18 protein-coding genes and 1 tRNA gene are annotated in these 18,426 nt (G+C 66.0%); 11 read left to right on the top strand and 8 right to left on the bottom strand.

Annotated features, from left to right (window positions below; translation table 11 throughout):
• Positions 1-127: 127 nt before the first annotated feature.
• Genes QWJ37_RS06075 through QWJ37_RS06065 form a run of 3 tightly spaced genes read left to right on the top strand, consistent with a single transcriptional unit; the run spans position 128 to position 3,015 of the window.
• The gene (locus QWJ37_RS06075; RefSeq protein ID WP_290244708.1) at positions 128-628 is read left to right on the top strand and encodes an FMN-binding protein; all 501 of its coding nucleotides are present in this window, start codon (positions 128-130) and stop codon (positions 626-628) included.
• 3 nt (positions 629-631) lie between these two features.
• Positions 632-1,501, top strand: coding sequence for an FAD:protein FMN transferase (locus QWJ37_RS06070; RefSeq protein WP_290244706.1), 870 nt, complete (start codon positions 632-634; stop codon positions 1,499-1,501).
• Positions 1,498-3,015, top strand: coding sequence for an oxidoreductase (locus QWJ37_RS06065; protein WP_290244704.1), 1,518 nt, complete (start codon positions 1,498-1,500; stop codon positions 3,013-3,015). Before QWJ37_RS06070 ends, QWJ37_RS06065 begins: the two co-directional genes overlap by 4 nt.
• Before the next feature lie 318 nt (positions 3,016-3,333).
• Here QWJ37_RS06065 and QWJ37_RS06060 read toward each other — a convergent pair whose 3' ends face one another.
• Positions 3,334-4,902: an HNH endonuclease signature motif containing protein gene (locus tag QWJ37_RS06060; protein ID WP_290244702.1), complete on the bottom strand. Its 1,569-nt coding sequence runs from the start codon at positions 4,900-4,902 to the stop codon at positions 3,334-3,336.
• Between the two features lie 615 nt (positions 4,903-5,517).
• Between QWJ37_RS06060 and QWJ37_RS06055 the strand changes: the two genes are divergently transcribed.
• Positions 5,518-5,590: transfer RNA gene (locus QWJ37_RS06055), tRNA-Arg, on the top strand.
• Positions 5,591-5,802: 212 nt separating this feature from the next.
• Here the strand turns inward: QWJ37_RS06055 and QWJ37_RS06050 are convergent.
• The 4 genes from QWJ37_RS06050 to QWJ37_RS06035 all read right to left on the bottom strand — a co-directional run bounded on the left by QWJ37_RS06050 (position 5,803) and on the right by QWJ37_RS06035 (position 9,365).
• Complete coding sequence (locus QWJ37_RS06050; RefSeq protein WP_290244700.1) at positions 5,803-6,996, bottom strand: ABC transporter permease; 1,194 nt, start codon at positions 6,994-6,996, stop codon at positions 5,803-5,805.
• Complete coding sequence (locus QWJ37_RS06045; RefSeq protein ID WP_356881403.1) at positions 6,993-7,859, bottom strand: ABC transporter ATP-binding protein; 867 nt, start codon at positions 7,857-7,859, stop codon at positions 6,993-6,995. Before QWJ37_RS06045 ends, QWJ37_RS06050 begins: the two co-directional genes overlap by 4 nt.
• Complete coding sequence (locus QWJ37_RS06040) at positions 7,856-8,899, bottom strand: secretion protein HlyD (protein WP_290244698.1); 1,044 nt, start codon at positions 8,897-8,899, stop codon at positions 7,856-7,858. The genes QWJ37_RS06045 and QWJ37_RS06040 overlap by 4 nt, the downstream gene beginning before the upstream one ends.
• A 94-nt stretch (positions 8,900-8,993) precedes the next feature.
• Entirely contained in the window at positions 8,994-9,365 is a 372-nt protein-coding gene (locus QWJ37_RS06035) for a DUF6176 family protein (RefSeq protein ID WP_290244696.1), read from the bottom strand.
• A 271-nt stretch (positions 9,366-9,636) separates the two neighbouring features.
• Here QWJ37_RS06035 and QWJ37_RS06030 point away from each other — a divergent pair, with 271 nt between their 5' ends.
• From QWJ37_RS06030 to QWJ37_RS06005, 6 genes are all read left to right on the top strand, one after another.
• Positions 9,637-10,215, top strand: a complete 579-nt coding sequence (locus QWJ37_RS06030; RefSeq protein ID WP_290244694.1) for a TetR/AcrR family transcriptional regulator — start codon at positions 9,637-9,639, stop codon at positions 10,213-10,215.
• Between the two features lie 162 nt (positions 10,216-10,377).
• Entirely contained in the window at positions 10,378-11,163 is a 786-nt protein-coding gene (locus QWJ37_RS06025; RefSeq protein WP_290244692.1) for an ABC transporter ATP-binding protein, read from the top strand.
• Positions 11,160-11,879, top strand: coding sequence for an ABC transporter ATP-binding protein (locus QWJ37_RS06020; protein ID WP_290244690.1), 720 nt, complete (start codon positions 11,160-11,162; stop codon positions 11,877-11,879). The genes QWJ37_RS06025 and QWJ37_RS06020 overlap by 4 nt, the downstream gene beginning before the upstream one ends.
• The gene (locus QWJ37_RS06015) at positions 11,879-12,757 is read left to right on the top strand and encodes a branched-chain amino acid ABC transporter permease (protein ID WP_290244688.1); all 879 of its coding nucleotides are present in this window, start codon (positions 11,879-11,881) and stop codon (positions 12,755-12,757) included. Before QWJ37_RS06020 ends, QWJ37_RS06015 begins: the two co-directional genes overlap by 1 nt.
• Positions 12,754-13,893: a branched-chain amino acid ABC transporter permease gene (locus QWJ37_RS06010; RefSeq protein ID WP_227929480.1), complete on the top strand. Its 1,140-nt coding sequence runs from the start codon at positions 12,754-12,756 to the stop codon at positions 13,891-13,893. Before QWJ37_RS06015 ends, QWJ37_RS06010 begins: the two co-directional genes overlap by 4 nt.
• Positions 13,893-15,170 (top strand): ABC transporter substrate-binding protein, encoded by a 1,278-nt coding sequence (locus tag QWJ37_RS06005; RefSeq protein ID WP_290244686.1) that lies wholly within the window; start codon positions 13,893-13,895, stop codon positions 15,168-15,170. The genes QWJ37_RS06010 and QWJ37_RS06005 overlap by 1 nt, the downstream gene beginning before the upstream one ends.
• A 166-nt stretch (positions 15,171-15,336) precedes the next feature.
• Here the strand turns inward: QWJ37_RS06005 and QWJ37_RS06000 are convergent, their stop codons facing one another.
• The 3 genes from QWJ37_RS06000 to QWJ37_RS05990 form a co-directional block, all read right to left on the bottom strand.
• A complete protein-coding gene (locus QWJ37_RS06000; protein WP_290244684.1) occupies positions 15,337-15,789 on the bottom strand; it encodes a MaoC family dehydratase in 453 nt (150 codons plus the stop codon).
• Between the two features lie 2 nt (positions 15,790-15,791).
• The gene (gene fabG / locus QWJ37_RS05995; protein WP_227929478.1) at positions 15,792-16,565 is read right to left on the bottom strand and encodes a 3-oxoacyl-ACP reductase FabG; all 774 of its coding nucleotides are present in this window, start codon (positions 16,563-16,565) and stop codon (positions 15,792-15,794) included.
• 152 nt (positions 16,566-16,717) lie between these two features.
• Positions 16,718-17,332, bottom strand: a complete 615-nt coding sequence (locus tag QWJ37_RS05990) for a DinB family protein (RefSeq protein WP_290244681.1) — start codon at positions 17,330-17,332, stop codon at positions 16,718-16,720.
• A gap of 87 nt (positions 17,333-17,419) precedes the next feature.
• Here QWJ37_RS05990 and QWJ37_RS05985 point away from each other — a divergent pair, with 87 nt between their 5' ends.
• A complete protein-coding gene (locus QWJ37_RS05985) occupies positions 17,420-18,418 on the top strand; it encodes a YafY family protein (RefSeq protein WP_227929476.1) in 999 nt (332 codons plus the stop codon).
• Positions 18,419-18,426 lie beyond the last annotated feature (8 nt).

Below are 18,426 nucleotides of genomic sequence, written 5' to 3'. Positions count from 1 at the left end.
ACTATGACGGGCCTTACCCTGTGCCGGCTCAGCCGCTGCCGCCATGATGCGATGTAATAAAGAGGAAGCCCGGGTTTGACCCCTGCAGAGATTCCCATCCGGGGAACCCCCACCACCGAGGAGAACCGTGAACCGAGCGAGCAAGTCCCTGCTGTGTGCCGCCGCCGGCCTGTCCCTGCTGTCCGCGGCAGGATGTGCCGCTGGCGAGGAAGCCGATACTGCCTCACCCGCCGGCCCTGCCAGTGAATCCCCTGCCCAGTCCCCCGCGCAGTCCCCCGCCGCGTCTGATGCCTCCGGGGCTGCCGGTTCCGGATCCGCTGCCTCAGGAAAGTACACCGACGGCGAGTACTCCGGCACCGGCAGCTACATCCCGCCGTCGGGCACTTCCGAAGACGTGGACGTCAAGCTCACGCTCGAGGGCAACGTGGTCACCGAGCTGGAAGTGGAAACGTCCCAGAAGAACCCCACATCCAAGCAGTACCAGCGCGAGTTCACCTCCAACGTGCAGGAGCAGGTGGTGGGAAAGAACATTGACGAACTGGACGTGGACAAAGTGGCAGGTTCCTCGCTGACCAGCCAGGGCTTCAACCGGGCACTGGACGCCATCCGCTCCGTGGCGGCGTCCTAACCCATGCTTTCCCACGGGTTCGAAGCCATCGGCACACAGTGGACGCTCTCCACTGCCGAGCCGCTGGACGCTTCGACCCAGGCGGCAGTGGCGGAACTGGTCGAGGGCTATGACCGCACCTATTCGCGTTTCCGCAGCGATTCCACCCTGGCGCGGATGGCGGAGGGTGCCGGAAGCTTCGAGCTGCCCGCCTCCGCTGCCCCGCTGCTGGAGCTTTTTGACACGTTGCACCGGCTCACCCGCGGCGCTGTTAATCCCCTGGTCGGACGCTCGCTGGAGGTTCTGGGGTACGACGCCGGGTACAGCTTCCGTGCCTCGGGCGCCCCTTCTCCCGCTGCTGACTGGACTGACACCGTGTCCTGGTCGGCCGGTGGCTCCGTGGTGGAGGTCAGGACCACCGCGCCGGTGACCTTGGACATCGGGGCGGCCGGCAAGGGCCAGCTGGTGGACCTGGTGTCCGCCGTGCTGGAATCCGCCGGGCACCGGGAGTATGTGGTGGATGCCGGTTCGGATCTGCGCCATGCCGGCGGCACTGCCCTGCGGGTGGCCCTGGAGCATCCCTATGACGCGGCGCGGGCTGTTGGCCTCGTTTCCGTCAGGAACCGTTCCCTGTGCGCCTCGGCGGTGAACCGCCGGCAGTGGGGGGACGGGCTGCACCACGTCCTGGATGCCCGGACCGGGGCTCCGGTCCAGGCAGTGGCAGCAACCTGGACGTTGGCGGCTGACACCCGAACCGCCGATGGCCTGGCCACCGCCCTGTTCTTCGCCGAACCGCGGGAGCTGGCTGCCGAATTCGAGTTTGATTATGTCCGGATGTTTACCGACGGCCGGGCCGACTATTCCCCTGCAATGGCTGGAGTCCTGTTTACATGAGTGTTTCCGCCCCGGCGCAGCCGCGCACCCTCAATACCTTCCTGGGCCGCTGGACCATGTACCGGCTCACGGTCTGGCTGCTGCTTGCCTGTGTGCTCTGGTCCTTTGTGCTCTCCCTTACCGGGGTGCTTTTTTACACACCTGCCGAGCTCGCCGCGACCGCCGCCACGGCAGTTGCCTCCGCCCTGGTGACCAGCCGGGTGGCCGGACTGCTGCTGCGTACCCGGCCGCAGACCGACTCCTCCCTGATCACGGGCCTGATCCTGTACTTCCTGTTCTGGCCGGGCACCGACGGTGCCCAGCTGGGCATTGTGGCGCTGGCGGCGGCCGTGGCAACCGCGTCCAAATATGTGCTGGCCGTCCGGCGCCGGCACATTTTCAACCCCGCGGCAGTAGGCGCCTTTGTGGTGGCAGCGGCCGGGTTGGGCGGGGCTGTCTGGTGGGTAGCCACTCCGTGGATGCTTGCGGCCGTGCTTCCGGCGTCCGTCCTGATCCTGTACCGCAACCGGCTGCTGCCGATGGCCGGAGTGTTTGTCCTCACCGCTGCGGTGATCATCTTTGTCCGCTTCCTTGCTGCCGGTGAAGCACCGGTCGAGGCGCTGACCATCATTGCCGGTTCCTATCCCATCGTCTTCCTGGCCGGCTTTATGCTCACCGAACCGCTGACCCTGCCTCCGCTGCGCTGGCAGCGTCTGGCCGAGGCCGCCGTCGTCGGCGTGCTGTTTGCCGTGCCGTTCTCGCTGGGGCCGGTGGCCATGTCTCCCGAGCTGGCGCTCCTGGTTGGCAATGCTCTGGCCTTCGCGATGGGTCAGCGCGGGGCTGTGCGGCTGCGGCTGAAGTCATCCCGGGCGCTCACGCCCACTGCACGCGAACTTGTTTTCGAACCAACGCGTCCGGTCCGGTACCGTGCCGGCCAGTACCTGGAGCTGGCCGTTCCGCATTTCGAGCCGGACTCGCGCGGCTCCCGCCGCATTTTCAGCATCACCACGGCCCCGTCTGCACCGGACACCGTAGCGGTGGGGCTGCGGGTGGCAGAGCCGTCCAGCAGCTTCAAGAAGTCGCTGCTGAAGATGCGGCCGGGTGCCGAAGTGACAGCTACCGCTGTGGCCGGGGATTTCCTGCTGCCCCGGGACACGACAAAACCGGTGCTGATGATTGCTTCCGGTATCGGCATTACGCCGTTTATCAGCCAGTTGCGGCAGGCCTGCGGAGAGGGCCGGGACGTCGTCCTGGTGTATGCCGCTTCCTCCACTGACGAGCTGGCCTATGCAGCCGAGCTGCAGGAGCTGGACGTCCGGGTCCTGATCTGTACGCCGACAGATCCCGGTTTTGCTGGCGGGACCTGGCTTGGTCCGGGGCTTCCAGGTGCGGACGTGCTGAAGCGGGAAGTTCCCGATCTTGCATCGCGGGCGATATATGTTTCCGGCTCGCCGCAGGCCGTAGCCTCAGCGCGCAAGGCGGTCCGCGAGGCCGGTGGCCGGCGCGTGAGAACGGATCCGTTCCTGGGGTACTAGTTTCGGGGTATTGCTGGTTATTGCTGGTTCCGGGGTATTGCTGGCCAGCAGTACCCCGCGCCACGCCAGGACCCGGCACCACCGCCAGCACACTGCCGCCGACTACCGACCGCGCAACGACATCCGTCCCCACCAAGCCGCACCCGTACCTCCCACTCTGCGATTACCGGCCGCCTACTACCGGCCGCGCGGCGCCAACCGTTCCTACGCCACACGTCCCACCGCTGCCCGGCCCGCACCTCCCACTCTGCGATCACCGACAGCGGGCATCCAACCTCCTTCCGCTGCCGGACGGCTTTCGACGTGGGACGAACCTCGTCAGAACGGGGGTACCTCTTCCGGACCGGGGACAGAGCGTGCGTTTGGATCCGCGCCCGCCAGTTCCAGGAAGGGCTCGGTCCGGTAGACCCGGCCGGTGGGCGAAGTCCATTCCAACACCCCCGGCGAAGGTTGGCAGGCCTTCCAATAACCCAGAGTCTTGAACCGGTGATGCCTCCGGCACAGGTGAGCCAGGTTCGAATGCTCAGTGTTCCCGCCCTTGGCCCAATCTTTGGTGTGGTCAATCTCGGTCACCCCGGTACTGACCCGGCATCCCGGGAACCGGCAGGTCCCGTCCCGTGCCCGGAGCCAGCGGGCGAGTCCGGCGGGGACTTTCCGGCGCCTGCCCACACCCAGGATCTCTCCGGTGCCCGGATCCCGGACGAGTCCGGTCCAGCGGGTAGCGTTGCGAGCCAGCCGGCGGGCCGCTTCGGCGCTGATGGGTCCGTAGCCGTGGAGCTCGGCGGGTTCCTCGTCAGCACCGAAGAGGGTTTCAGCGCTGATCAGCACCATGATCTCGGCCCGCGGGATGCTGCCAATATCGTCCGGATCGGTGAGCCCGGCACCGGTTTTATCCGCGTGCCCAACACCTTCGACCGCGTGGCCCCCACCACCGGCTGCGTCCGCGGGATCCCCGTGATCGGTAGTGTCGGGGTACCTGCCACCGTCGATCGTGCGCGTGCGACCTCCACTGTCAGCCGTCCCCTTGCGACCCCGGTGGCCTGTGTTGCCCGCGGCACCACTGCGGGCTGATCCCATGCCGCCCATCAGCAGTTGGGCCAGGATGTCGGCACGCAACTGGTCCCTGCTCCACGGGTCCCCGTCCGCCTGTTCTCCCTGGGCGGAGGTGCTCAGGGCAGTGTAAATCTGCTGGGCTTCCGGTGCCGGCAAAAGGGCCGAGAGCCAGGACATGCCGTCCTCAACCGGATCCAGGGTGACCTTCCGTTTCTCGAACGCGCTTTGGTGCCGAGCAGGAATGGTTTGCGGATATTTCTTCTCCCGCAGTCTGCGGGCTTTGGCGGAGAACTGTGCCCGGGTCTGACCTTCGGCAGCGCTGAGCAGGTCCGCTTCGAGTTCCGGCAGGTCAGCAGCGGGAACGTTCTCGCACTGCTCCAGAACCACTTGCGCATGCGGGTAGCCGAGCGTGCCTTCCTCCAGGGCGGTGAGGGTGGCGGCGTGCGGGCCGCAGAGCCTGCAGGCCTCGTCCATCAGCCGTTGTGCCGTCATTTGCGGGACTCTTAGGATGGCCGCGCACTCGGCGGAGGCAAGGCTGAAAGCCATACCCGGTTCCAGCCGGCCGGTGGCGTCATGGTAGCTGTCCCGGAAGACCTCCTGCATGCGGTTCATCAGCCGGGCCTGCTGCGCCTGAGCCCAGGCAATCAGGTGTCCCATCCGGCCCAAGGCTTCGCCCGTGGTTACTTCGTCGAAGGACTCAAGATTCGCCAGGGCCAGGGTTCCGGTAAACCCATCCGGATAAATGTTGCCTGAGCATTCCGCATTGCCGGGGGCGCCCGCGGGACTGGTGGAAGCAGTGGCGCTGACTGCACCCATGGAACTTGCAGCGGGCATGGCATCTGAAGCTAAGGGACTGGCTGCACCCATGGGACTCGCGGCGGGCACGGCATCTGAAGCTAAGGGACTGGCTGCACCCATGGGACTCTCGGCGGGCATGGCGTCCGCGGACCGTGCGACAGCTTCGCCTGCAGGGTCCGCACGATATACCGCGAGACTGGTCGGGGCCGGGGACGGTTTCCCGGGCGCATCCGCATTGTCGGCCGCCCCTTCCCGTGGAAGGTCCGTGCCGGCCGGTATTCCGGCTCCGCACCCGGATTTCCTGTCCTGATCCATGCTTCAGGATTTCATCCGGCACTGACATTTCAGGGTCAAAAACCGGCGCAAAACGGCACCTCGGAAAACTCCAGATACCCGTCTTTTTGCCAGCCGCTACCTGCCCGAAGCGGATTGGACAGCGCTCGAGAATTTCCGGCGCATAAAGACCTGGGAGGCTCCCCCGCTACGATTCCTCGCATCCCCCGCCAGGGAACCCGGCGACGTGGTCAACCAGCCCGCACACCACCCTGAAACTTCTCCACATTTCGCCTCAGCCTGCGAGGTTTTCCCCGACCCGCGGAAACCTGCTAAGCTTCTTGAGTCCCACAGGACGTCCGGTTTACCGGTGTCCTTGCCCTCGTAGCTCAGGGGATAGAGCGGTTGCCTCCGGAGCAACAGGCCGTAGGTTCGAATCCTATCGAGGGCACTTTGAGACACAGAGAGACCCCGCAGCCCAGCTGCGGGGTCTCTCTGCTTTTTATGGTTCCCGGGGTTGGACAGCCCTAGAGGACTTCCTCCGACCCATAAAACCTAGAAAGCTCCCAGTGTTGAAAAGCACCGGAGAACTTTAGGCGCATAAAGACCTGGAAACCCCCGCCACGATTCCCCGCGCCCGGCCGGCAAGCGCAAGGGACCGGATCAGTAGCGAATCGCGTCGATGACCTTTACCCTCACCGCCACCAGCGCCGGGACAAGCCCGGCCAGGGCACCTACCAGCGTCGCCGAACCCAGCCCTATCAGCGCGGCTTCCACGGGGAACGGCGGCAGCTCGGCGATGCCGCCGCCGATCACCCGTTGGACCACTGGCAGCTTCACCACCGCCACAGCGGCCATAACGCCCACAACACCCGCAGCAAAAGTGGCAACAACGGACTCCAACATGACGCCGAAGAAAATCCGTCCGGAGGTAGCTCCGAAGCTGCGCCGGATGCCGATTTCCCTGATCCGGTACTTCACGGTCACCATCGAAATGTTCAACAGACCGACTGCCCCGAGCAGCATCACCAGCGCGGCAATGCCGCCTACCGCCCAGGTCAGACCGCCCAACGGATCGCCGTAAGCGGCATAATCCGTCCGGTATGCGTCCACGTCGGCGCCCGGAAACTGTGCCGCCAGATCGCCCGTTATCGCGGGAATCAGCGGTTCTCCCAGTTCCTCCGGGACCCACAGCTCCAGGCTTGGCGTCTCTACGTTCAGCCCCAGCCCCGCAAACGCATCGCTGAGCAGAATGGCTGCCGGAGGTTCGTCAGAGTACTGGTCACGCCGCACGCCCACAACGACGGCGTCCAACGGCCTGCCGGATTCGATGCGGACCACCGGATGGTGCCTCAGGTCCGGACTGCCCATCTGCCGGTGGAACGCCTCATTAACGACGACGGCGGGAGCCAGTCTCTGCGCGTCTTCCGCCGTGAACCAGGCACCTTCGACCATCGGAATGCGACGCATCTTGGCATAGGCGGGGTCCACAACCTGCGTCTGCACCGTCATCACCCCGTTCGGCAGCTGAAACGGCACAAGAGCCTGATGGGTCAAAGAGGAATACTCCACCGAATACCGCTGTGCCACGTCCCGGAAAGCAGCAGTCACGCTCTCGGCATCCATGGCGGAGCCGTCGCGCTGGTACACCACCACCGTCAGGGTCGCCGGACGGCCGCTCTGCGCTTCGCTGCCCTGCGCAATCGATTCGCGCACCATGTTGCCCAGCGCGACAACCGAGGTCAGCGCGGCAACGGACAGAGCGACACCGATCAGCGCGAGCAGCACGCGGGTTTTATGAATCCGAAGCTCTGTCCAGGCTTCCACAAGAGAGGCGACAACACCGGAAAGGCTCATGCCGCCGCCTGCCGTCCAGGTTCCAGGAAGCCGTCCTGAAGCAGATAGTGCCGGCTGGCCAGGGCTGCCACCTTCGGGTCGTGCGTGATGGTCACCAGGGCGGCCCCGGATTCCGCTGCCACCTCCGCCAGCAGGGCCATCACGGATGCACCCGTGGCGATGTCCAGGGCGCCGGTGGGTTCATCGGCCAGGATCAGCCGGGGCGAACGTACCAGGGCACGGGCAATCGCTACGCGCTGCTGTTCTCCACCCGAAAGCCTCGCGGGCCGGTCCTGCAGCCGCTTGCCCAGGCCCACCCGCTCCAGCATGGCGCCGGCGAGCTGCTCCCGCTGCCAGAACTGCCTGCCGCGGGCGTACAGCAGCGGGGTCATGACGTTCTCCAGCGCCGTGCGTTCAGCCAGCAGGTTGAACTGCTGGAAAATGAACCCTACTGACGCTCCCCTGGCTGCAGCTCTGCGGCGCTCACTCATCCTTTCCACCGGTTCCGAGCCAAAGACCATCTCACCGGCACTGGGCACATCCAGCAGGCCAAGAATGTTCAGCAGGGTGGACTTGCCCGAACCGGACCGGCCGACAATTGAAACATGGTCCCCCGCATACACGGTCAGATCCACCCCGGCGAGGATCTGCAGCGGGGCACGCCCGGGAAGACTGACTACCCGTGCCACTCCCGAGAGTGACACCAATGCACCGTCCTCATGCAGGGACACCGGCATCCCCTCATCATCGATGCGCCCGACACGCTGTCGCCGGTCACGCTGTCGCCCGACACGCCGCTCGCGGGCAGTGTGTTCACCTTCCGTATGTTCACCGGCAGTGTGTTCATCGGCAGTGTGTTCACCGGCGGACTCGGCGATGCTCACCCGCCCATCACTCCGGGCATACCCGTCATCGGATCAATGTCTGCTGCAGCGCCGGGAACAAACTGCAAAACCATTTCCCCTTCTGCCAGTCCGGAGACAATTTCCACTGTGCTGCCGTCATTCAGGCCAAGGCCCACTTCCCGTTCCACCGCGTCTCCGGCGCTATCCGGTCCCGCCTCGCCGGGAGCGACCCATACGATCCCCGTCTGCACACTGCCCCGGACCGCCGTCGTCGGCACCGTGACCACGTTTTCGGCGTGACCGGCAGTGATCTCGATGGTGGCACCAAGCCCGGCGAAGACGGGAACATCGGCCGGCACGGTGCAGCGGACGCTTCCGGCCGCTTCCGGCTGTTCCTGGCCCGGCCCGGCGGGAACACGCTGGGCCTGGGCGTTGACCCCGGTGTCCGTTGCCGGCGTGCCGCCCATGCTCACGTTGCTGCAGGGGAAGGGCGCCGGACCCCCGTTGATACTCACCCGTGCGGTATTTGTCCGGTCGAGGATCCGGAACTGCTGGTCGCTGGTCAGGGTGCCCGTGACCGAATATGTCCCCGGGTCCAGGGACGCGGCCTCCGCTCCCACCGTGAGTTGTTGTTTGGGCAGGACCATCAGTTCGGCGACTGTCCCTGCCGCGGTGGCAACGACGTCGTTGTATGCGTAAGCGGGCGGCGCGGCAGGTCCCGGTTCATCTCCCACCGGTTCCGGGAGCTCCAGCAGCGTTTTCACCTGGAACAGCGGCTCCCCCTTGAGCACGTTCTGTCCTGCCTCGACGTAGATGAACTCGACGGTGCCCTCAGCCGTGCTCCTGACGCTCACGAGCGGATCACTGATAACCGAACCCTGAACAGCCACGAGGTTGGTTACCGTGCCCAGCGCAGCAGGCACCAGCGGCGTGGTGAGCTGCGCCGACGGCTGCTCACCGACGGCTGCGGCATCAGCCCGCATCCCGTCAATGAAAGCGAGCTTGAACAGAGCGGCGGCGATAACGGCAAAGACCACCAGCCACAGAATCGGAAAGACGTAGCGCCGCACAGCAGCCATCGGTTCCCCCATAGGAAGTGACCGCGGCACCGGTCGCCGGCAGTCTGTTCGGGAGGCTACCAGCGAATATCAGGCCCAACCGCGTCAGACACGCTCAGGAAACATCCCGGGCTTCCGTTCCGGCACGGCCGGCACTTTCCACTGCTGCCCGGACATGCGGAGGGGCCAGGAAGAACCTGGGCTCCAGTTCTTCCCACCCGGGATGCTTCGTTTTCATTCCGTACGCAAGGTGCGCCTGATCCAGGGAATTGTCCGGAATGAGCCCCGGACTGTCCTGTCCTCTCAGCTGGAAGTGGTACATCCACCACGAACCGTCTGCTTCCTGGTTCAGGAACGTCGCTTCCACAGCCATCAGCTCACGCTCGAGCGTGGCCAAACATTCGTCGTAGCGTTTATGCAACATCTCCATCCAGTCATCGAAGGATGACTCTGCACCGTCCAGCAGCCGCGCCCTGCTCAACTCCATGCGCATTCCGCGGGGTACGGACGCTGGCATGTTCCAGCCCGGGAATCCCGGCCCGGCCGGGGTAAAGGGAAGGGGCGGGTGGGGAAAGTTCGACATTCACCAAACCCTAGCGGCAGCGCCTGCTTGGCCGGCCGGCCGCCCCGCCGAAAACAAAATTCCCAAAAACCTTGCGCAGAACCGGCCTGCCGGGGTTATGGTGTTCGCACATACCAACCGGTCGGTCCGAACTGGAAACCGCCGGGCCACGACACGAGAACCCGGACACTGCTGCATGAAGACCATGAATATCAAGGAAGAGCTGGCACGGACATCCGTGGAGCTCTTCGCGCGGCAGGGCTACGCCAAAACCAGTGTCCAGCAAATCGTGGATGCGGCCGGCGTGACCAAAGGGGCGCTCTATCACTACTTCAATTCCAAGGATGACCTGCTCTTCGACATCTATGACCGCATCCTGACCCTCCAGCACGAGCACCTTACCGAGATCATCAGCCGCGGATTGCCGGCAGCCCAAACCATGCGCCTGGTCTGCGAGGACCTGGTCAGCACGTCCATTGACTGGATCCGGGAAGGGACGGTGTTCTTCCGCTCCCAGCACATGCTCAGCGAAGACCGGCTCGAAGAGGTGCAGCGCAGACGGCGGGAATTTAACAAGGCGTTCACCGGCATCCTGGTCCGCGGCCAGGAAGACGGGGTGTTCCGCACCGATATCCCCATTCCGGTCCTCGCAGCGAATTTCTTCTCCGATCCGCACTACCTCTCCTACTGGTACTCCCCCGGCGGGGCCATCAGCCGCGAGGCAGTGGCGGCCCAGCTGACCGACCTCTACCTGGCCGGACTGCAGGCGAAGTAGCCAAGCCCGCCCAGCACTTCTGCACTACCGGCACTACCGCAAAACCAGCACCACGGCACCACCGGCACCACCGCACCTCCCTCAGCACCGCAGCACCGCAGCACACGCGCCACCCGAGCACGGAAAAGCACGCAAGGTAAGAGCAGAGACGATGGAGTACTCATGCAGGAGCAACATACCGACCGGTCGGAACTACCCCGCCTCCGGTTGGACAACATCACCGTCCGGTTCGGCGGGCTGACCGCCCTGGACTCGGTGTCCCTGGACATTCCCGCCGGCCGGATCATAGGTGTCATGGGGCCCAACGGCGCCGGAAAGACCACGCTGTTCAACGTGATTTGCGGCGTCTTTCCCCCCAGCGGAGGCAGCCTGGAACTCGACGGGAGCGGGTTCACGCCCAAACCGCACCGCCTGACCCGCCACGGCGTGGCCCGTACGCTGCAGGGCTTGGGCCTGTTCCCGGGGCTTTCCGTCCGGCAGAACGTTGCCGCCGGGCTGGCTGCAACGTCGCACCGCGGACTGGGGCTGCTGGCACTGCCGGGAGCCGTCCGGGACGAAAAACGCCTCGCCGTCCGGGCCATGGAAGCCCTGGACCTGCTCGGCGTCGCCGCATACGCCGACGCCCTGCCTGACACCCTGCCCTACGGCATCCGCAAGAAGGTGGCTCTGGCCCGTGCCCTCGTCTCCGAACCGAGGCTGCTGCTGCTCGATGAACCCGCCGGCGGACTGGGCCACGAAGACATCGAGGAACTCGCCGACATCATCCGCACCGTGCCAGGTGACGGATGCTCGGTTGTTCTGGTGGAACACCATGTGGACCTGGTGATGGCAGTCTGTGACCGCATTGCCGTCCTGGACTTCGGCCGGCTGATCGCCGAGGGGACACCGGCGGAGATCGGTGCCGACCCCGCCGTCGCGGATGCCTACCTGGGAGTTGAGGTGGCATGAGCGGCGGACTGGTCCTGGCGGATGTCAGCGCCGGCTACGGTGCCGTCCAGGTGCTGCACGGCATCAACCTGAATGTGGAGGACGGCTCCATCACCGCCGTCGTGGGGGCCAACGGGGCAGGGAAAACCACCCTGCTGCGCACCATCACCGGCCAGGTGCGCCCCACCGCAGGCACTATCCGCCTCGGCAACGGTGCAGACCTCAGCCGTGTCCCGGTCGAGGACATGGTCCGCCACGGTGTGGCACTGGTTCCGGAGGGCCGCGGGGTCATTACGGAACTGACCGTGGAGGAGAACCTGCGTTTGGGCGGCCTGTGGCGCCAGGACCGCAAGGCGGCAACTGCCGTGCTCGCGGACATGTACGACCTGTTTGAACCGCTGGCCCGCCGTCGGAAGGCGGCCGGACACCAGCTCTCCGGCGGCGAGCGCCAGATGCTTGCGCTCGGCCGGGCGCTGATGGCTGCCCCGTCGCTGCTCCTGCTGGATGAGCCCTCCCTGGGGCTTGCCCCCAAAGTTACTGCCCAGATCCTGGGCATGCTGCGCCGCCTCCGGGACGATACCGGACTGACCGTCCTGCTTATTGAACAGAACGTCCGCAGCGCGCTCGCCGTCGCCGACCACGGTGTTGTCCTCAACCTGGGCCGGGTAGTCGCCTCCCGGCCTGCCGCCGAACTGGCCGGGGACACCGACCTCCGCCACACCTACCTGGGGTTCTAATGGACAGATTCCTTTTTCTCACCTTTGACGGGCTCGCACGCGGTGCCGTGCTGGCAGCCTTCGCGCTCTCCCTGGTCCTCATCTGGCGTGCGGCGCGGATAGTGAACTTCGCCCAGGGCGCCATGGCAGTGGCGGCAACGTACATTGCCTTCACCGTCACCGCACTGACCGGCAACTACTGGGCCGGGCTGGCTGCCGCGCTCGCCGCGGGTTTCCTCATCGGCGCCATAGTGGAACGCGGAGTCATGCGCTTCGTGGGCAACGCCTCCCCGCTGAATCCCGTAATCGCGGGGCTGGGACTGCTGATGCTGATCCAGGCGGTCCTGGGCATGATCTTCGGAAACAGCTACCGAACCATGGTGACCCCGTTCAGCTCCAATCCGGTGGAAATCTTCGGCATTACCGCGGTCTCCTCCTATGACCTCTTCGTCTTCGCCTGCATCGCCGTACTCGTAGGCGGACTGGTGCTGCTGTTCACCAGGACCCCGCTGGGCCTGCGGCTGCGCGCCTCAGCCTTCGCTCCGGATCTCGCCCGGCTGCTGGGGGTGCGCACGTCCCGGATGCTGACGCTGGGCTGGGCCATGTCCTCGGCCCTGGGCGCCCTTGCCGCCCTGCTGGTTATCCCCACCGAACTGGGCCTGAACCCCCATGCCGCGGACACGGTGTTTGTCTACGCCTTCACCGTTGCGGTGATCGGCGGGCTGGATTCACCGGCCGGGGCCGTGCTGGGCGGACTCGCCGTCGGCGTGCTGCTCAGCTGGGTCAGCGGCTATCTGGGCGCCACCCTGGCTCCCGTGGCCATCCTTGTACTCCTCCTGGCCGTGCTGCTGATCCGGCCCGGCGGCATCTTTTCCATGACGAAGGAGCGAACAGTATGAGCGTCCCCAAACGGTATCTGTTTGCCGCCGTCATTGCTGCCGGGCTGATCGGGCTGACGTTCGTCATACCGTCTTTCACCTCCTACCAGCTGGCCACCGTCTGCGCCTACCTGTGCGGAATCGCCGGCCTCACCCTGCTCACCGGCGCCGGCGGACAGCTCTCCCTCGGGCAGGCGGCACTGATGGCAGCGGGCGCCTACAGTTACGCGCTGAGCGCCAACACGATGTCCGACGCCGGCGTGGAAGGCCCGCTGCTGCTGGTCCTTCCGTTGCTGGCCGCGGTGCTGGGAGCAGCGCTGCTTGGCCTGGTGATCGGACTCGCCGCGGGGCGGCTGCACGGGCCTTATCTGGCCGGCTTCACCATGGCGCTGGTGGTGGCGCTGCCCGCAGTGACCAGCACGTTCTCCGCCGTCCTCGGCGGCGACCAGGGGCTGTGGATCACCGTGGAAAAGCGTCCGACGTCGCTGCGCGGCACCGTCTCCAATGAGGCGTGGCAGGCGTGGCTCGCCGTCATCTGCGCCGTACTGGTTCTCACCGTGCTGGCAAACCTGCTGCATGGACGCTTCGGCCGGGAGCTGCGGGCAGTTCGGGACAATTCCGTGGCCGCAGCGCTCGCCGGGATCAACCCGGCACGCACCAAGGTCACCGCCTTCGTGGTCAGTTCCGCAGCGGCAGGCATGGGCGGCGGCCTGCTGGCCTACACCACGCAGAGCGCCAGCCCCGGCGCGTATTCCCTGGTCTTCTCCCTCTTCCTGCTGATGGCCGCCGTCGTCGGCGGTATCGGTTCCCTGACCGGCGCGGTCTGGGGCGCCCTGCTCCTGGTGGCCCTGCCGCACCTGATCAGCAGTGCCACGGCGCGGCTGGCATTGCCTGCGGACCTGGCCCAACGGCTGGACGGCAACCTTTCCGTAGCCATCTTCGGACTGGTCCTCATCCTGGTGATCCTGCTTGCCCCGCAGGGCATCCAGGGCCTGCTTCTGAAACTTCGGCGCAGGCCCGGAGCCGGATCTGCCCGCTCGTCAGCCCCCTCATCAGCTCCGGCAGCCGCGGCCGCCGACCAGCTGCCTGCCCCGTCTCTTCCGCTATCCGACCGGCACCAGTCGGCGGAGCTACCCGCAACCCAGAAAGGTCAATGATGACTAGTTCTCCGCTCCGCATAGGTGCCGCTGTCCTGGCAGCTGCAGCCCTTGGTCTCGCCTCCTGCGCTTCACCGGAAGGAGGTTCCGACGCCGCAGCCGAAGACGTGCCGGGCATCACGGACACCACGGTCACCGTGGGTACCCACCAACCGCTGACCGGCCCTGCAGCCGCCGGCTATGCCACCATCTCCCCCGCCACGAAGGCCTACTTCGACTACGTGAATGAAAACGGCGGGGTGAACGGCCGCACCATTGAATACATCGTCAAGGATGACGGCTACAACCCCGCCAACACGCAGACAGCCGTACGCGAAATGGTGCTCCAGGACGAAGTATTTGCCCTGGTCGGCGGGCTCGGCACGCCGCCGCACAGCGCCGTGCTCGACTTCGTCAACGACAACGAGGTGCCGGATCTGTTTGTCGCATCCGGCAGTCCCACCTGGAACCAGCCCGAGGATTACCCGTACACCTACGGTTTTATGGTGGACTACCCCACGGAATCCCGGATCCTGGCCACCCACGCCATGGAAGAGTTCCCGGATGCAACCTACTGCTTCTTTGGCCAGGATGACGACTTCGGCGAAGAGTTCCAGGCCGGGGTGGAATCCGTGGTCGGCGCCGACGGCCTGGCCAGCACCCAGGTCTACTCCACCGCCAACACCGACATTGCAGCCCAGATCAGCGCCATGAAGGCAGCGGGCTGCGAGGTCAACTTCCTGGCCACGATCAACGGCTTCAGCGCGCAGGCAGTGGGCACGGCAGCAAAGCTGGACTACTTCCCGCAGTGGATGGCCTCCTCCGCCGGCGGTGATTTCAACACCCTCTCCGGCTACCTCGGCGAAAACACCAACGCACTGCTGCAGGGCTTTGTCAGTGCGAACTACCTTCCCGGCTACTCGGACACCGAGGACGAATGGACCGCAAAGTTCAAGGAGATCAACGAGGAATACAACGGCGGGGCCGCCTTTGACGGGAACACTATCTTTGGCATGTCCATCGGCTACCTGTTTGTCGAGGCGCTGAAGGAAGCAGGCGAGAACCCCACCCGCGAATCCCTGCTCGAGGCACTTGAATCCGGCAATGTCACCGGTAACGGCCACACGCCGCTGGGATTCAGTGAGGACAGCCACCAGGGGTACACCGGCGCGATGCTGACCAAGGTGCAGGACGGCGTACAGTCCTATTTCGGCACTCCGTACGTGGTCTCCGGCGACGAGGTCACGGAGTACACCGAAGAGCGCCCGGCCATGCCGGCCGACGGGCTGCCGGAGTAGGTCCGGACCCACAGCGTAGTTCCGGACCCACAGCGTAGTTCCGGACCCACAGCGTAGTTCCGGACCCACAGCGTAGTTCCGAACCCCAAACAGCCGGGGCCCGTCCAACCGGACGGGCCCCGGCTGTTTGTGCTTCCTTCCGGTCCGCGGGACGGGAAGATTACTGCTAGCCCAGGACGTAGAGGGAAATGGACTCCGCCACGGCTGCCGGCTTGTCCACGCCCTCAATCTCGATGGTGACCAGCAGCTTCACCCGCACCCCCTGGGCCACGGGCTCCACGGAAGCGATCTCCGAATGTGCCCGGACCCGGCTTCCCACGGGTACGGGATGCGGGAAGCGTACCCGGTCCAGGCCGTAGTTCACGCCCATCACCATCCCGTCCACCCGGAAGCGGCCCGAGGCGAGCGCCGGCAGCAGTGCCAGGCTCAGGTAGCCGTGGGCTATCGGTCCGCCGAAGGGACCCTGTTTGGCGCGTTCCGGGTCAACATGGATCCACTGGTGGTCATCGGTGGCATCGGCAAATTGGTTCACCCGTTCCTGGTCAATGGTGATCCAGTCGCTGGTTTCCGTCTGACCCACCGCAGCTTCGAGCTCCTCCACGGAGCTGAACCGGGCCACCGCTAGGCCTTCGGTCCGCCGGCGACGTAAAGGACCTGGCCGGAGACAAAGGAGGCATCATCCCGTGCGAAGAAGGATGCTGCCGCAGCAATGTCCTCCGGTTTGCCCGGCCGGCCCACCGGGATCTCCTTGGCAGCGTGCGCCACGAAATCCTCAAACGGCACGCCTATACGCTCCGCCGTCGCCCGCGTCATGTCGGTTTCAATGAAGCCGGGTGCAATGGCATTGACCGTGACGTTGTACCGGCCCAGTTCTATCGCCAGGGTCTTGGTGAATCCCTGGATGCCCGCCTTGGCGGCGGCATAGTTCGCCTGCCCCCGGTTGCCCAGGGCCGAGGTGGAGGAAAGGTTGATGATGCGTCCCCATTCCTCCTTCACCTGATGTGCCTGCACCGCCCGGCTCATCAGGAACGCCCCGCGCAGATGGACACCCATCACGGCATCCCAGTCCGTCTCGCTCATCTTGAACAGCAGGTTGTCCCGGAGGATCCCGGCATTGTTGACCAGGATGGTGGGCGGACCCAGCTCCGCGGCGATCCGCTCCACCGCCTGTTCGACGGCGGCTGCATCGGAAACGTCGGCGCCGATGCCGAGCGCCGTGCCTCCGGCCGCGCGGATGGCCTCGACGGTCCGCTCCGTATCCTGCTCCCGCAGGTCGATGACGGCGACGGCGTTTCCGTCAGCGGCAAGCCGCATGGCGACGGCGGCACCGATCCCTCGTCCGGCACCCGTCACAACGGCTACACGGCGGATGGTGCTGTTTGGTGTTTCAGACATGGCTCTCCTAGGTTGCCGCCCGTGCGTCGGTGCACGGGCCGGCGTGGCAGGTCTGGCAGTGTGGGGCCGACAATACCGACCAGACGGTATGCAGCGCAATGGTTGGCAGCAGCGCAAAAGTGCGTGTCCGCTGCCGCGGCTGCGCCGGAGCGCTACCGCAGCCCGTGGGCGTACAGGTCGCGCAGCAGCGCGATCTCGGCCAGATGGTGGATCATTTCCCGGTTGATATGCAGCACCAGCGCGGACATGGGAGCCTCGGCCCAGCTGCCCTCCGCCGCACCGGCCGGCGCGTCCAGTTCCTCGGGACTCAGCGCCAGCACCCCGCTGATCCAGTGGCTGTAATAGGCGTCCAGCAGTTCCAAGGCGCCGTCAGCAGTGCCGGGGTAGTCGAAATCCTGATAGCTCACGGGCGGGCCGCCGAAGTGGGTGGCATTCCGCATGCCCAGGACACCCACAAGGAGATGGGCCAGCCGCCACGCGATGGTGGTCACCGGAGCGGGGTCGGGTTCGGGAAACGCAAAGTCGATGGTGTAATCCCCCGCACCGCCCTGTACCGGAGCATTGCCCGTGCCCCGCGGATGCACGTTCCAGCAGCCGGGCACCGGCTCCCAAAAGTACTCGGCGTCCGTGAGCCCGGCCAGCCGCGGCCGCGCCTGGCTGTCCCAGTGCCAGGTGAGCTGCTCGGCAAGTGCCGCCGCCGGTTCCTGCAACCCGGGGCCGGTCCGCGGCTGATGATCCTGCTGCTGTTCCTGCTGTTCCTGCGTCATGGCTGGCACCTTTCGTTAGGGGAGTTTACCCAGCGTAAAAAGAAATCAGGACAGCTTTTGACCTCGATCCGGCGTAACTTGAAGTTCATGTTGGAAACCTCAGCGCGGCTGCTGCAACTGCTCTCCCTGCTGCAGATGCGACGTGAATGGACCGGTGCTGCGCTGGCGGAACGGCTCTCCATTACCGAGCGCACGGTCCGCCGTGACATCGGCAAGCTGCGCAGCCTGGGCTATCCCATTTCCGCGTCCCCCGGAATCGCCGGCGGGTACCAGCTCGGCGCCGGTGCACAGCTGCCCCCGCTGCTGCTCGATGACGAAGAAGCCCTCGCCGTAGCGCTGGGCCTGACCGCGGTGGCCACCGGCCCGGTCACCGGGATCGGGGAGGCCTCGGTTCGTGCGCTGGCGAAGCTGGAACAGGTGCTGCCCGGGCGGCTGCGGCCCAAGTTCTCTGCGCTCCGCCAGTCCGTATCCACCCTCGCCGGGCCGGGCGGCGGAGTGGACCCGGAGATCCTGACGGCATTCTCATCCGGCATCACCGAACGCCGGGTGGTGGCCTTCCGCTATACCGCGGCCGACGGCGGTTCCGCACGCCGCATGGTGGAACCGTACCGGCTGGTAAGCACCGGGCGGCGCTGGTACGCGGTGGCCTGGGACCTGGAACGCGCCGACTGGCGGACCTTCCGGGTGGACCGCTGCAACAGCACCCCCTCCCAACGGGAACGCTTTTCCCCGCGGCCCCTGCCGGCCACCGACCTGGCCGCCTATGTGCAGGAATCCATCACCCGCAATCCATACCGCTATTCCGTGGTGGTGCGGCTGGCGGCACCGCTGCATGCCGTAGCCGAACAGGTCCCCCCGGACGTTGCCCATGTCTCCGCTGACGGGCCCGGACACACCATCCTGCGCGGGGGCTGGGATTCCCTGGACCTGCCCCTGATCCGCCTCACGGCCTGGGGCGTCCCCTTTGAGATCCTTGAACCGCCGGAAATGCGTGAGCGTGCCCGCCGTGCCGCAGCCCTGCTGCAGCAGGCCGCGGAAATCCCGCCGACGGCGGAATCCGGGAAGCCGCACAGCCCGAGCCACTAGACTGGTGG

Source organism: Arthrobacter sp. YD2, assembly GCF_030410475.1.
Lineage (GTDB): Bacteria > Actinomycetota > Actinomycetes > Actinomycetales > Micrococcaceae > Arthrobacter_B > Arthrobacter_B zhangbolii.
The sequence above is the reverse complement of the archived record's forward strand: the minus strand, read 5'-3'. Positions and strand labels throughout refer to the sequence as shown.